Here is a 13341-nt window from a genome sequence, read left to right as displayed (position 1 = left end):
AGGCGGTGGGACGGACAATCAGGAAGATCCGCATGAGCACCAAGCGCAAGCTCTTCGAAGACGTGAGCCAGCCAGAGACCACACGCCCCGCGGCGCAACCCGGCGGGATCGACAAGGGCCAGAGCAGCGCGCGGGGTGCAATCCGGGCGTGGCTGATGATGCTCTTTGGTCTGGTGTTCCTGATGATCCTCGTGGGCGGGCTCACCCGCCTCACCGACAGCGGGCTCAGCATCACCGAATGGCGTCCGATCACCGGCGCGCTGCCGCCCTTGTCAGCTGCGGAATGGGAAAGCGAGTTTGCCAAGTACCGCGCCATTGATGAATTCCAGATCCAGAACCGCTGGATGGAGCTGGAAGACTTCAAGGTCATCTATTGGTGGGAATGGGGCCACCGCCAGCTGGGCCGCGTCATCGGGCTGGTCTGGGCTTTGGGCTTCGGCTGGTTCGCCCTGCGCCGCCAGATCCCTGCGGGCTGGTCGCCTAAACTTCTGCTTCTGGGCGCTCTGGGCGGCGCGCAGGGTGCCATCGGCTGGTGGATGGTCGCCTCGGGCGTGACTCAGGGCGAGGGCATGACCGATGTGGCCAGCTACCGTCTGGCTACCCATCTGGGGTTGGCCTTTGTCATCCTCGGCGTGCTGACATGGTACATCCTGCAGCTGGGCCGCCTTGCGCGCGACCTCCTGCAAGCCCGCCGCGCGCGAGAATCCAAGCCGTGGTCGCTCTCCACGGGGCTTATGCATTTCACCCTTCTTCAAATACTCATTGGCGCATTGGTCGCCGGCATCGATGCGGGCCGCAGCTATACGGACTGGCCGCTCATGGGCGGGAAAATCTTGCCCGACAGCGCCTTTGTACTGGAACCCGTCTGGCGCAACTTTTTCGAAAGCCCGGGTCTGGTGCAGTTTATCCACCGGCTGACAGGCTACCTTCTGGCCGCTTTCGCGATCATCGTCTGGCTGCGCGGGCGCAAATCCTCTCATGCCGCAACACGCTTCGCCTTCAACGCTGTGATCGCCGCCGTCGCGCTGCAAATTGTGATCGGGATCGGCACGGTACTTTATGGCGCGCCCGTGCATATCGCGTTGGTGCATCAGGGCATGGCCGTGGTGCTCTGGGTGCTGATCCTGCGCGCGCGATTCCTGAGCGGTTACCCAATTGCCAGTTCTTTGAGAGGAGCCACCTGATGTCGACCTACGAGGACTTGATGGGGTTCACCCGTGAAACCCAAGCCTTGGCGCAGGTCGCCGGGCGGTTGGACTGGGATCAGGAAACCATGATGCCACGCGGTGCAGCCCCGCAACGCGGCGAGGAAGCTGCCGCCATGGCCAGCGTGCTGCACGCGCGGCGCATCGACCCCAAGGTGGGGGCGTGGCTGGCCGCGCTGGACGGCGTAGAGCTTGACGAGACGGCTGCGGCGCAGCTGCGCCACATTCGCCGCAGCTATGACCGCACCAGCAAGGTGCCCGCGAAACTTGCCGCCCGCATCGCGCGGGTGACCTCCGAAGGGCAGGGGATCTGGGCAGAGGCCCGGCGCACCGAAGACGTGGCCCTCTTCCTGCCGGTGTTGAAAGAGATCATCGCCCTGCGCGTGGAAGAGGCGCAGGCGCTCTCGGGTGGCGGCCCGCTCTACGACGCGTTACTTGACGACTACGAACCCGGCACAACCGGGCCAGAACTGGAGATGATGTTCGGCGCGCTGCGGCCCGAACTGGCCAATCTGCGTGCGGCAGCGCTAGAGGCGCCCGCACCGCCCGAGCTGACAGGGCACTTCGATGACGCCTTGCAGATGACACTAACCCGGACGCTGGCAGAGCGCTTTGGGTATGACCTGCAGCATGGGCGCGTGGACAAGGCGGTGCACCCGTTCAGCTCCGGCTCGGGCCTTGATGTGCGCATCACCACGCGCACTAATCCGACCGACCCGTTCAACTGTTTTTACTCTACGATCCACGAGGTTGGTCACGCGACCTATGAGCAGAACATCAGCCGCGACTATCTGCTGACACCTCTGGGGCAGGGTGTGTCGATGGGCGTGCACGAAAGCCAGAGCCGGATCTATGAAAACCAGATCGGGCGCAGCCGGGCCTTCACAGGCTGGCTCTATGGGCAGATGCGCGACACCTTCGGCGACTTTGGCATTGCCGATGAAGAAGCGTTCTATGCGTGTGTGAACCGCGTCTCTGACGGGTTCATCCGCACCGAAGCGGATGAGTTGCAGTATAACCTGCACGTGCTTCTGCGCTTCGATCTGGAACGTGCACTGATCAGCGGCGATCTGGCGGTGGATGATCTGGAGGCCGCTTGGAACGACCGCTTTGCCGCCGACTTCGGGTTCGCCGTCGATAAACCTTCAAACGGTGTCCTGCAGGATGTGCACTGGTCGGTCGGGCTGTTTGGGTATTTCCCGACCTACAGCCTCGGCAATGTCTACGCGGGCTGCCTAAAAGAGGCCATGCGCGCGGCGGTGCCGGATCTGGACGGCGCGCTGGCCGAGGGGAATACGGCACCCGCCACAAACTGGCTGCGGGACACTGTGCAGACCCATGGGGGCCTTTACGAGGCGCGCGATCTGATCACCCGCGCCTGTGGGGCGGAGCCCAGTGAAGCACCGCTGCTGGCGTATCTCAAAGAGAAATTCGGCGTGATCTACAACCTCTAGAGTGGCTCAGAGCAGCGCCATACGCTCGGCCCGCTCCATATCCGGGTACGGGCGGTAGAGCGCAAAATCAGCGGAGGCGATCAGATCGTGCACGGCACGGTGCATCTGTGCCACATTATCGTCCCGCTCGCCTGTCAGGCGGAAAGCGGCATCTAGCTGGGCCAGACCGTCCACCTCGATCTCCAGCAAGAAATCGCGGTAGCAATCCGCCGCCAGATTGAGCTTGCGCCGCATCAGGCGCCATTTGCCAATGGCCCCTTCGGCTTTCAGATGCCCCATCCAGTCGTCAAGCGCCTTTGCAAAGAGCAGCGCCTTGGCGTCATCCTTCAGCGTGATCATGCAGCAATATACGTTCATGAGAGCACCTCTCGCGTCACATATCTCAAGTGTGCGCAAAAATGCTTGAGGTGACGTTAAGAGCCGCGCAGTTTGCGCGAAGTGACGCAGCGGCATAGGCGCGACGATCCGGGACGCTTGCACCAAAGGTTAAGAATGCAGACCAATAATTTGATTTTAAATCAAATTACTATGAAAAATACAACACCAAGACATCGCAACTGCTGCCCTTCACAGGATCACTCTTCCGAAGCCTCTTCGGCATCCTCGCCCTGATCTGCGATCCAGGCGACGCTGACAACCTCTTCACCGCGCCCAGTGTCGAACACTTTCACGCCCCCGGCGGAGCGGGAGCGGAAGGAAATGCCATCGACGGGCACGCGAATGGACTGGCCTTTGGAGGTGGCCAGCATGATCTGGTCGTCCATCTCCACCGGGAAGGAGGCCACAAGCGCACCGCCGCGCATGGCCTTGTCCATCGCCTGCACGCCCATGCCGCCGCGCCCGCGTACGGGATAGTCGTGGCTGGAGCTGAGCTTGCCCGAGCCGCCTGCCGTCAACGTCAGGATCAGGTTTTCCGCTGCCGACATCTCCGCATAACGGTCCGGGCTGATGGTGGCGTTGGCGTCGGTTTCTTCCTCGTCCGTGCCGTTGCTCTCTGCATCATCGGCAATCCCCGCCATGGCGCGGCGCATCTTGAGATAAGCCGCGCGTTCGTCCGACGTGGCGTCGAAATGCCGGATGATCGACATCGAGACCACCTTGTCGTCGCCGTTGAGTTTCACGCCGCGCACGCCGACCGAGCTGCGCGAGTTGAAGACCCGCACGTCCGTCGAGGGGAAGCGGATCGCGCGACCGGAGGCGGTGACCAGCATCACGTCATCATCCGGTGAGGCGATGCGTGCATTGATCAGCGTGGTCTCGGCGTGTTCATCCTCAAACTTCATGGCAATCTTGCCATTGGACTTCACATTGGTGAAATCGCTCAGCGCATTGCGCCGCACCGTGCCCGCAGAGGTGGCAAAGACGATCTGCAGTTCCGACCAGTCTTTCTCCTCCCGGTCGATCGGCAGGATCGCGGCAATCGACACGCCTGTTGGAATCGGCAGGATGTTCACAATTGCCTTGCCTTTCGACGTGCGACCGCCCTGCGGCAGACGCCAGGTCTTGAGCTTGTAGGCCATGCCATCGGTGGTGAAGAACAACAGCTGCGTATGGGTATTGGCGACGAAGAGGGTGGTGACCACATCCTCTTCCTTGGTCTGCATGCCCGCGAGGCCCTTGCCACCGCGCCGCTGGCTGCGGAAATCAGCGAGCGGCGTGCGCTTGATGTAGCCGCCCGAGGTGACCGTCACGACCATGTCTTCGCGCGCGATCAGATCCTCGTCGTCCATGTCACCAGACCAGTCGACAATCTCTGTCCGGCGCGGTACAGCGAAAAGCTCGCGCACTTCGCGCAGCTCATCGGCAATGATGCCCATGATCCGGTCGCGGGAGCCCAGAATTTCGAGGTATTCCTTGATCTTACCGGCCAGTTCTTCGAGCTCGTCGGTGACCTCTTTCACGCCGATCTGCGTGAGACGTTGCAACCGCAGCTCCAGGATCGCGCGGGCCTGCGTCTCAGAGAGATTATAGGTGCCGTCGTCGTTGGCCGTATGGGTCGGGTCGTCGATCAGCGCGATGTAGGGCAGAATGTCCTGCGCGGGCCAGCGACGCGTCATCAGCTTCTCGCGGGCCTCGGGCGCATCGGCTGAGGCGCGGATGGTCGCGACCACCTCGTCGATATTGGTGACTGCGACAGCGAGACCGCAGAGGATATGGCTGCGCTCGCGCGCCTTGCGCAGAAGATAGGCGGTGCGCCGGGCCACGACATCTTCGCGGAAGTCGATGAAATAGGTGAGAAACTTGCGCAGGGTCAGTTGCTCGGGCCGCCCGCCGTTCAGCGCCAGCATGTTGCAGCCGAAATAAGTTTGCATCGGTGTGAAGCGATAGAGCTGGTTCAGCACCACATCCGGCACCGCGTCGCGCTTCAGCTCAACCACCACGCGCACGCCATTGCGGTCGGACTCGTCCTGCACATGGGCGATGCCGTCGATCTTCTTCTCGCGCACCTGTTCCGCGATCTTCTCGATCATGGTGGATTTGTTCACCTGATAGGGGATCTCATCCACGACAATCGCCCAGCGGTCACGGCGGATCTCTTCCATGCGTGTCTTGGCCCGCACGATGACGGAGCCGCGCCCTTCCAGATAGGCTTTGCGCGCACCGGAGCGGCCCAGCATGATGCCGCCGGTGGGGAAATCTGGGCCGGGCACATAGTCGATGAGCTGTTCCGAGGTCAGATCCGGGTCGTCGATCAGCGCAAGCGTGGCGTCGATCACTTCGCCAAGGTTATGCGGCGGGATATTGGTGGCCATGCCGACGGCAATACCACCCGCGCCATTGACCAGCATATTCGGGAAGCGGGCAGGGAGCACGGTCGGCTCCTGCTGCTTGCCATCATAGTTGTCCTGAAAGTCGACCGTGTCCTTGTCGATATCGTTCAAGAGATAGGCGGCAGGCTTGTCCATGCGCACTTCGGTATAGCGCATGGCGGCCGGGTTATCACCGTCCATGGAGCCGAAGTTGCCCTGACCATCGAGCAACGGCAGCGACATGGAGAAATCCTGGGCCATGCGCACCAGCGCGTCGTAGATGGCTGAGTCCCCATGCGGGTGATACTGACCCATCACATCACCCACGGGGCGCGCCGATTTGCGATAGGCCTTGTCGTGGCTATTGCCGGTTTCGTGCATCGCAAAGAGGATGCGCCGATGTACAGGCTTCAACCCGTCACGCAGATCCGGGATCGCCCGGCTGACGATGACCGACATCGCATAATCGAGATACGACGTGCGCATCTCATGTTCGATGCTAACTGTCGGCCCGTCATACTCCGGGCGTTCAGGCAATGTTTCATCATCATTATCAGGAGGTTGTGGTGTATCGCTCACGTAGGTTGCCCAATTTTTCCGCAGGGTCTATATCTTGTGGATTTACTCTATCAGAGGGGACATATAAGGTGCAATCCCTCACTTTGTGCACGACTGGCAGCCGCCGGGACAGAGTGACAACACCCTGTTTTTATTGAAAAGTAATCCTGTCCTGTCATTCTGGATGCGTTAACCAGTTGCGAGGACACGATATGCCACTATCCGAGACAGAGTTAATGCTGAAGGGATATGGCCTGACCACGGCCGAGTTTTTCTACCACATGCCCGACTATCAACATGTGCTGAACAGTTTCATCTGGCAGGACTATGACATCGCGCCCGATCATCCCCGGCTCTTCGAATTTGTGGATTTCTGGAGGTCGGAGATCGAAGGCCCATTGCACTCGGTCCGCTTTACGCACCGCAAAATGATCAGCGCGGGCGAATGGCGCAATGTAACGGGCGAGTTCACCCTTCACTAAGCGCGTGCTGTCGCCGACATCAAGAGCGCGGAATACCAGCGATCACGCAGGTTTTTGGTGCGTGTCGGGGTCACAACGACGTGCTGATCGTAGAGTACTGCAAAGTCAAACGTTGACGTGACAGAACCCGTAGAGTTGGCGGCAATGGAGTAAAGTGCAGGCTTCTGTTGCCAGGTGCCTGCGGACCCCGCCTAGTGCTGCAAGGCGCTAGGGCTTAAGAGTTCAGTCTCTCCGGTCGCTTACGCGGCCATCGCTACTGGTGCACGATTGTCATTTGCAATTGTACGTTTTGAACCGATAACGGTGGTATCTCACCGAAACAAAGCTAACCCCTTTAGACGTTCGTCGATCCTGTTTCGGCCCCATGATCCTCAAATGAAGGATGTTTGGTGGAGCCGCCGGGTACCGCCCCCGGGTCCGATCCGCTTATTGCGAGCGCGTTTATGTCCATAGTTCCGAAGAACATGGAAGATATAAGGGGAATGGTTGGAAAACTCAAGGGCCAAGCCAGATGGGTCTCGGCTTTTATCTTCGATGAAGAAGATCAAAAAGTGATTTATTATCAAATTGTAATAATGAAAAGTTAATACTTTTGATCTCAGGCGGGTGCAAAACGTAACAGGCAAAAGCTACAGTGGATTCGCCCAGAGGAAGGCGAGGGCGAGGGCCGCTTCGATCCCGCCAAAGATCAAAACCTTGCGGCGCGGCGGCGCATCGAAGATCAGAGACACGAGCCGCCCCAGGGCGGCGCCCACGAACACAAACCCGATCATCGCAAACCCCAATGGCTCATCGAGCCAAAGCGCGGCCAGCCCGGCCACCACAAACAGCCCGCCCACTGACGCGCGCATCTCACTCAGCCCCATGGTGCTGCTCGTCGGCGCAAGATCAAGCGCGGCAGCTGTGTAGCGAGGGGCGAGAAAGCCAAAAAGGCCAAAGCCAATCGTCAGCAGGCAGGCGATGAGATTCAGGATATCCGTCATGTACCGCAAGCTAGCGGTGAGACACGGGGTGGCAAGCGCTATGAGGTCCGCGACATGTCTGATCAGCGGCGTCTTCGAGCTTGCAGTGCCGGCAATCGGGTGATTTGGTCGCGGCGAGATACGAGGTCGATTTCAGCGATCCATTTATGTCAGAGGATAGAGTTCGAATGTTCAAACAGTTTATGGCATCTTCATTGCTGCTTGCCGTTCTGGCAGCCTGCGCGTCCGGCCCAACGCTCACACCGGAAGAGAAAGCACGACGGGATGCGCGCAAGGCGCTGCACCTCGCAGCACTCGACGCTGCCCGCGAAGTGCAGGTCGGCGGAAAGACCTTTCGCGTTGCAAAAGTCGAAACCGGCGACCGCGACGACACCTATGCTTTCGTTGATCTGATCTCGACCCCTCGCGTTCTTTACGTCCCGGAACTGGAGCAGGCCGCACGTCTGGCGACAGGCTGTGATGCTGAGTTCGCGGCAGGCGTGCTTGCTTTTATTCGAGGTGACCTCAACACCGTTGATATCGGCAAGATGACTGCATTCGAGGTGGCAGGACGCAGGATGGGCCATCGGGTCGATCTGTCGTGCTGAGGTTTCGAAACGGCCTTGCTCTGCTTGCGGCTGTCGCCGTCATAGCTTGCGCGCCATCAGATCCGAAACCTTCGGCCAATATCGCGGAGGTGATCGCAGACGTGGAATCGCGTCCGCTCACCTTCCCGGACTATCCTCAGCCCGGGCGCACCTATCTGTCCTTTGACGACGCGCATGGCTATCAGGTCATCTTTATCGACAGCGGCAATCGGGCCTGGCTCTGGTATCCGGGCAACGCCCGTGCGCTGGCCGGTGAGTATATGCTTGACACGGTGGCCGGGCAGCGCGCCATCTGCTGGCGCTATCCGTCGAGCAGCGGCAATCCCGTGACTGGCACTCGCGGTGGCAGTTTCAACTGCACACCGCGGTTGCTGTCGCAGAAAAGCACCATAGCTGCGCTGCGCGGCGATCCGTTCAACCTTGCCTCCGGCGCAGTGCCGTACCCGTTGCAGCGGTGCGTCGCACCCGAGGCTTTTGTGTTTGATCGGGTGCGGTTCGGCTGCTGAGCTTGCCCGCTAGTTCAGCACGACAGGCTCGGGGCGACCCATGCGGCAGAGGTCACAGACGCGCACCGCTTCGGTGATGCCCATCTCCGCCAGGGCGCGGAAGTTGGGCAGGGTGTAGGCATCCGCTGCGGCCAGATCAACATCATAGCCAAGATCCTGGAACGACGCGATAGAGAGGCGGCTGATCGGACGCTGGGCCCCTGACAGAAAACCGGTGAGCAGCTCGTCACCAAACACCAGCTCGCGCCAGTGCCCCTCGCGGGTGCCCGCGCCACCGGTGTTGGCGATGGGCACCGCGGCTTCGCTGCCGCCGAGATCACGGTATTCTTGCGTGGCGCCGGCCCCGGTAAAGCGCGGGTCGTTGGTGCCGCTGGCCTGCACCAGACCAGCCCGGGCCCAGAGCGTGCCGAAGCCCAGCACATGGGCCATTTCATGCAACACCACATCTTCAAAGCTGGCATTGCGCTCCAGTCGCTCCACATCCGCCGTGTCAAACTGCATGATGCCCGCGACGGGCAGCTCCGAGCCGGGGCGCAGCGCCGTTGGCCCGGCCTGACCCAAGACCCCCTCCGGCCCGTCAATGGGGGAGATGGACACCTCGATCAGCAGGCCGTCGAGACGACGGCCCTCGAATGTCACCGGCTCAAAGGCGGTTTCGATGATGCTGTCCCAGCGATCTGCCGCGCGGGTAAAGGCACCGCGGCGCGCATCCGAGATCGGGGTGGTGAAGTCGAGCGTGATCATATCTGGCCTCATGGTCTGCTGCACCCCCACTGAGGGGCGCGATATTCATGACATGGGGGCTGAGTTGCGGACCGGGAATGACCCTATCCACAAGTGGCGCATTCCCGCAGAAATCCGGCGCGCTTGGCGGCAGGTTTCGGCCTAGCGGCGTGCGGCGCGGGCGGCAAAGACGCTGTGCGCCAACGTCTGGGTTTCCTGCTCCAGTGCGGTCAGGGCGCTGGCCGTGGCGGCGGCATCCTGCGCCTCAATGGCGTCGGCAATGCCTTCGTGCAGCGCGATGATACGCGCGCGATCGCGGGCCGTGAAGGTGATCATATTCATCAGGGGCTGCATCGCCTCGACGGCGCCCGCCAGCTGGTACGACAGCACCGGATTGCCTGCGCCATCAACCAGCGCGCGGTGAAAGGCCACATCCGACGCGCAGAAGGCCTCGTCGGTCAGCCCCGGCTGGCTCTGGCGGTGGATCTCGGCGCGCATGGTTGCGAGGTGATCCGGCGTGCGGCGGGTGGCTGCGAGCGGCGCGCAGGCGCGCTCCAGCGCATAGCGCGCCTCGCAGGCGGTCTCGAAGCTGACCGCATTCATGGAGAGCAGCAGGGTTGAGGTGGTGATCTGTTGCGGTTGTGCCGCCTCAAAGCTCAGCCGGTTCACAAAGGCGCCCCCCGTCGCCCCGCGCTGCGTGCGAATGAGCGATTGCGCCGCGAGCCGCTTCAGCGCCTCGCGCACCGTGGGGCGCGAGACATCGAACTGTTCGGCCAGTTCCGCCTCGGAGGGCAGGCGTTCGTCGACGATCAGACCGCCCGAAATGATCGCATCGCGGATCGCAGCGGCGATCTGGGCGGAGAGGTCGGCGGGGTTATCGGGATCGATTTTCATATGTCTTACATTTAATGTTTGCCCGGGTTCTAAATGTCTGGCATTTGAATCGCAAGGAGACAAGACGACTCATGCACGCCACCCTGCGCACTACGCTCTGGTTGAGCTTTTTTGCGGCCATTCTGGCGGCATGGTGGGTGATGTATATGATGAGCGTCGATATGGACCTCGATCTGCTGGGCCGTCCGGGGCCGCAGGGGCAGATGATGGCGGCGATGGATCCGCGCATGCCGATGTATATGCCGATGGCCAATTTCGGGCCGCTCTTCTGGATGTGGGCGATCATGATGGCGGCGATGATGCTGCCGACGCTGGTGCCGACGCTGCGGGCCTACGAAGACCTGATGGTCAGTGCGAACGGCACAAGGCCTGGGTGGCTCGGCCTGCTGCTGGGATACTTTATCGTCTGGGTCGCCTTCGCTGCAGTGATCACCGGCGCGCAGCTGCTGCTGCTTTTTGGTGGCGTCGTGGACATGCTGGGGATCGCGCAGTCGCCTTGGGTCGCAGGCGGGTTGTTGCTGGCCGTGGGGGCCTTCCAGTTCACGCGGGCCAAGGAAATCTGCCATGGTGTGTGTCATGCGCCTGCGATGTATTTTCTGGGGCATTGGCGCACCGGTTTTTCGGGCGGGTTGCGCATGGGGCTGGGGCTGGGTGCATTTTGCGTCGGCTGCTGCTGGGGGTTCATGTCGCTGGGGTTTGTCGGCGGGGTGATGAACCTCGCGTGGATGGGCCTGGCGACGCTCTTCATGGTGATCGAGAAGCTGCCTCAATTGGGGCATTACGTGACAAAACCCATGGGGGTGCTGCTCTGTGCAGCGGGCCTCTGGGTGATCGTGGGAGGATAAGGAATGGCCAAGAACAGACGCAGTGACGCGGATCGTCTGCCGATTTCGCAGCGGATCGACCAGCGGATGCCGAACCCCAAACGGCGCGAGATGAGTCCGACGGAATGGGCGATCAAGGGGGAACTGTTCCTCAACTGTTCCTGCACGGTGTTTTGTCCTTGCGTGGTGTCGCTGGGGGCGCATCCGCCCACCGAAGGGCACTGTCATGCCTGGATGGCGATTGCCATTGACGAGGGGCATTACGAGGGCGAGGACCTTGGCGGTCTGAACATCGGGCTGCTGGTGGACATACCGGGGCGTATGGGCGAGGGGAACTGGAAGGTCGCGGCTTACGTGGATGAGCGGGCAACCGGCAAGGCCTATAACGGCATCCTGCAGATCTTCTCGGGGGCTGCGGGCGGCACGACGGGGCTCTTCACCATGCTGGTCAGCGAGATCATCGGGGCAGAGCGCGCGCCGGTGGAGATCGTGCGCGAGGGCAAACGGCGCAGCATCATGATCGGGCGCAAGATCCAGGGTGAGATCGAGATGCTGGCGGGCAATGACCCCGAACATCCGGTGATGGTGAGCAATTCGAAATACTGGATGGGGCCCGATATCATCGCGGCCACGGGGCTGAAGAGCCGGGTGCGGGACTATGGCCGCGTGTGGGATTTCGGCGGCAAATCGGCTGAGATCTGCCCGATTGATTGGAAAGGCCCCAAACCGTGATTGAGCCGGGCTATGCGCAGATGATGGCGCGTTACAACGCCTGGCAGAACGACTGGCTCTTTGCGACTGTAGACGGCCTGGACGAGGCCGCGCGCGAAGCGGATCGCGGCCTCTTCTGGGGGTCGATCCGGGCGACGCTGAGCCATCTGATGTGGGGGGACCTCATGTGGATGTCGCGGTTTGACGGCGGGGAGGGGCCGTCAAACCCGTTGAATGAGACAGGTGATGCCTATGACTGGTCTGAGCTCATGGCGGAGCGCCCTGCTGTGGACGCGCGCATCACCCGTTGGGCAGCGGGTCTCGCCGACGGGGCTTTTGATGGCGATCTGACCTGGTGGTCGGGGGCTGCGGGGCGAGAGATGTCGAAACCTTATGCGCTCTGCGTGGCGCATGTGTTCAATCACCAGACCCATCATCGCGGCCAGGTGCACGCCACCCTGACCGCGCTTGGGGTCAAAACCCAGGACACGGACATTCCGTTTCTACCAGAGGATGCCTGAGATGGCGCTGATTTCTCCGTCACGGCGGTTGCGCCGCACGCCCTTCTCCGCCGGGGTCGAAGCGGCGGGCGTAAAAGCCTATACGATCTATAACCACATGCTGCTGCCCACGGTCTTCGAAAGTCTGGAGGCGGATTATCACCACCTGAAAAACCACGTGCAGGTCTGGGATGTCTCGGCTGAGCGGCAGGTGGAGCTGCGCGGGCCCGATGCGGCGCGGCTGATGCAGATGCTGACGCCACGCGATCTGCGGGGGATGCTGCCGGGGCGGTGTTTTTATGTGCCCATCGTGGATGAGACGGGCGGTATGCTGAACGACCCGGTGGCGGTGAAACTGGCTGAGGATCGGTGGTGGATTTCGATTGCGGATTCGGATCTGCTGCTCTGGGTGAAAGGCATCGCCAATGGCTGGCGGCTCGATGTGCTGATTGATGAGCCGGATGTCTCGCCGCTGGCTGTTCAAGGTCCGAAGGCCGAGGATCTGATGGCGCGCATCTTTGGCGAAAGCATCCGTGACGTGCGCTTTTTCCGCTTTGGCCTCTTTGAATACGAGGGGCAGGAACTGGCGGTGGCGCGGTCGGGCTATTCCAAGCAGGGCGGCTATGAGATTTATGTCGAAGGCAGCGATCTGGGCATGCCGTTGTGGAACGCGCTCTTCAAGGCGGGCGAAGACCTGAATGTGCGCGCCGGCTGTCCAAACGCGATCGAGCGGATCGAGGGTGGGCTGCTGAGCTACGGCAATGATATGACCGATGACAATACACCCCATGAATGCGGGCTGGGGCGGTTCTGTGACACGCAAACGGCCATTGGCTGTATCGGGCGCGATGCGCTTCTGCGCGTGGCCAAGGAGGGCCCCGTCCAGCAGGTGCAGGCGATTGCCATTGACGGTGATCCAGTGCCGGGGTGTGACCGGATCTGGCCGCTTTATGGCTCGGGCCGGCGCGTCGGGCAGGTGACCTCTGCCGCGTGGAGTCCGGACTTCGAGACCAATGTGGCCATAGGCATGGTGCGGATGACCCATTGGGATCCAGGCACTGAGTTGGAAGTGGAAACACCTTTGGGTATGCGCAAAGCCGTGGTGCAGCCAGGGTTTTGGGCATGATCCGCTGCGCGGCGGCGCGGGCCGGGTTTGCATATTTT

At 61.5% G+C, this 13341-nt stretch carries 14 protein-coding genes and 1 other RNA gene; 9 read left to right on the top strand and 6 right to left on the bottom strand.

Annotation, left to right across the window (positions count from 1 at the left end):
- The first annotated feature begins 32 nt into the window (after positions 1–32).
- Both ctaA and So717_RS10140 read left to right on the top strand, forming a co-directional pair.
- The gene (ctaA, locus tag So717_RS10145; RefSeq protein ID WP_159976794.1) at positions 33–1184 is read left to right on the top strand and encodes a heme A synthase; all 1152 of its coding nucleotides are present in this window, start codon (positions 33–35) and stop codon (positions 1182–1184) included.
- On the top strand, positions 1184–2659 hold the full coding sequence (locus So717_RS10140; protein WP_159976792.1) for a carboxypeptidase M32: 1476 nt from the start codon (positions 1184–1186) through the stop codon (positions 2657–2659). The genes ctaA and So717_RS10140 overlap by 1 nt, the downstream gene beginning before the upstream one ends.
- 6 nt (positions 2660–2665) lie before the next feature.
- Here the strand turns inward: So717_RS10140 and So717_RS10135 are convergent, their stop codons facing one another.
- Positions 2666–3016, bottom strand: coding sequence for a DUF6614 family protein (locus tag So717_RS10135; protein WP_159976790.1), 351 nt, complete (start codon positions 3014–3016; stop codon positions 2666–2668).
- 218 nt (positions 3017–3234) lie between these two features.
- Positions 3235–5988: a DNA gyrase subunit A gene (gyrA, locus tag So717_RS10130; RefSeq protein ID WP_159976788.1), complete on the bottom strand. Its 2754-nt coding sequence runs from the start codon at positions 5986–5988 to the stop codon at positions 3235–3237.
- Positions 5989–6179: 191 nt separating this feature from the next.
- Between gyrA and So717_RS10125 the strand changes: the two genes are divergently transcribed.
- Positions 6180–6449, top strand: a complete 270-nt coding sequence (locus So717_RS10125; protein WP_159976786.1) for an usg protein — start codon at positions 6180–6182, stop codon at positions 6447–6449.
- A gap of 153 nt (positions 6450–6602) precedes the next feature.
- Here So717_RS10125 and ssrA read toward each other — a convergent pair.
- Both ssrA and So717_RS10115 read right to left on the bottom strand, forming a co-directional pair.
- Positions 6603–6952: a transfer-messenger RNA gene (gene ssrA, locus So717_RS10120) on the bottom strand.
- A 126-nt stretch (positions 6953–7078) separates the two neighbouring features.
- Entirely contained in the window at positions 7079–7432 is a 354-nt protein-coding gene (locus So717_RS10115; RefSeq protein WP_159976784.1) for a DUF4345 family protein, read from the bottom strand.
- 167 nt (positions 7433–7599) lie between these two features.
- Between So717_RS10115 and So717_RS10110 the strand changes: the two genes are divergently transcribed.
- Complete coding sequence (locus So717_RS10110) at positions 7600–8019, top strand: hypothetical protein (protein WP_159976782.1); 420 nt, start codon at positions 7600–7602, stop codon at positions 8017–8019.
- 101 nt (positions 8020–8120) lie between these two features.
- On the top strand, positions 8121–8525 hold the full coding sequence (locus tag So717_RS10105) for a hypothetical protein (protein ID WP_159976780.1): 405 nt from the start codon (positions 8121–8123) through the stop codon (positions 8523–8525).
- Positions 8526–8534: 9 nt separating this feature from the next.
- Here the strand turns inward: So717_RS10105 and So717_RS10100 are convergent, their stop codons facing one another.
- Together So717_RS10100 and So717_RS10095 are read right to left on the bottom strand one after the other, a co-directional pair.
- A complete protein-coding gene (locus tag So717_RS10100) occupies positions 8535–9269 on the bottom strand; it encodes a leishmanolysin-related zinc metalloendopeptidase (RefSeq protein ID WP_159976778.1) in 735 nt (244 codons plus the stop codon).
- A 141-nt stretch (positions 9270–9410) separates the two neighbouring features.
- Positions 9411–10142, bottom strand: a complete 732-nt coding sequence (locus So717_RS10095; protein WP_159976776.1) for a FadR/GntR family transcriptional regulator — start codon at positions 10140–10142, stop codon at positions 9411–9413.
- A gap of 71 nt (positions 10143–10213) precedes the next feature.
- Here So717_RS10095 and So717_RS10090 point away from each other — a divergent pair, with 71 nt between their 5' ends.
- Genes So717_RS10090 through So717_RS10075 form a run of 4 tightly spaced genes read left to right on the top strand, consistent with a single transcriptional unit; the run spans position 10214 to position 13303 of the window.
- On the top strand, positions 10214–10987 hold the full coding sequence (locus tag So717_RS10090) for a DUF2182 domain-containing protein (RefSeq protein ID WP_159976774.1): 774 nt from the start codon (positions 10214–10216) through the stop codon (positions 10985–10987).
- 3 nt (positions 10988–10990) lie between these two features.
- Positions 10991–11698 (top strand): DUF1326 domain-containing protein, encoded by a 708-nt coding sequence (locus So717_RS10085; protein ID WP_159976772.1) that lies wholly within the window; start codon positions 10991–10993, stop codon positions 11696–11698.
- Positions 11677–12198, top strand: a complete 522-nt coding sequence (locus tag So717_RS10080) for a DinB family protein (RefSeq protein WP_238840800.1) — start codon at positions 11677–11679, stop codon at positions 12196–12198. Before So717_RS10085 ends, So717_RS10080 begins: the two co-directional genes overlap by 22 nt.
- A gap of 1 nt (position 12199) precedes the next feature.
- Positions 12200–13303, top strand: a complete 1104-nt coding sequence (locus So717_RS10075; protein ID WP_159976770.1) for a dimethylsulfoniopropionate demethylase — start codon at positions 12200–12202, stop codon at positions 13301–13303.
- Positions 13304–13341 lie beyond the last annotated feature (38 nt).

The organism is Roseobacter cerasinus, from assembly GCF_009811755.1.
GTDB lineage: Bacteria > Pseudomonadota > Alphaproteobacteria > Rhodobacterales > Rhodobacteraceae > Roseobacter > Roseobacter cerasinus.
Note: the sequence above shows the minus strand (reverse complement) of the source record. Positions and strands in the feature narration are given on the sequence as shown.

What these genes read in the sequence shown, in the direction of transcription:
- ctaA (WP_159976794.1), top strand. Translation starts at nt 33, where the DNA reads ATGAGCACCAAGCGCAAGCTCTTCGAAGACGTGAGCCAGCCAGAGACC.
- So717_RS10140 (WP_159976792.1), top strand. Translation starts at nt 1,184, where the DNA reads ATGTCGACCTACGAGGACTTGATGGGGTTCACCCGTGAAACCCAAGCC.
- So717_RS10135 (WP_159976790.1), bottom strand. Translation starts at nt 3,016, where the DNA reads ATGAACGTATATTGCTGCATGATCACGCTGAAGGATGACGCCAAGGCG.
- So717_RS10125 (WP_159976786.1), top strand. Translation starts at nt 6,180, where the DNA reads ATGCCACTATCCGAGACAGAGTTAATGCTGAAGGGATATGGCCTGACC.
- So717_RS10115 (WP_159976784.1), bottom strand. Translation starts at nt 7,432, where the DNA reads ATGACGGATATCCTGAATCTCATCGCCTGCCTGCTGACGATTGGCTTT.
- So717_RS10110 (WP_159976782.1), top strand. Translation starts at nt 7,600, where the DNA reads ATGTTCAAACAGTTTATGGCATCTTCATTGCTGCTTGCCGTTCTGGCA.
- So717_RS10100 (WP_159976778.1), bottom strand. Translation starts at nt 9,269, where the DNA reads ATGATCACGCTCGACTTCACCACCCCGATCTCGGATGCGCGCCGCGGT.
- So717_RS10095 (WP_159976776.1), bottom strand. Translation starts at nt 10,142, where the DNA reads ATGAAAATCGATCCCGATAACCCCGCCGACCTCTCCGCCCAGATCGCC.
- So717_RS10090 (WP_159976774.1), top strand. Translation starts at nt 10,214, where the DNA reads ATGCACGCCACCCTGCGCACTACGCTCTGGTTGAGCTTTTTTGCGGCC.
- So717_RS10085 (WP_159976772.1), top strand. Translation starts at nt 10,991, where the DNA reads ATGGCCAAGAACAGACGCAGTGACGCGGATCGTCTGCCGATTTCGCAG.
- So717_RS10075 (WP_159976770.1), top strand. Translation starts at nt 12,200, where the DNA reads ATGGCGCTGATTTCTCCGTCACGGCGGTTGCGCCGCACGCCCTTCTCC.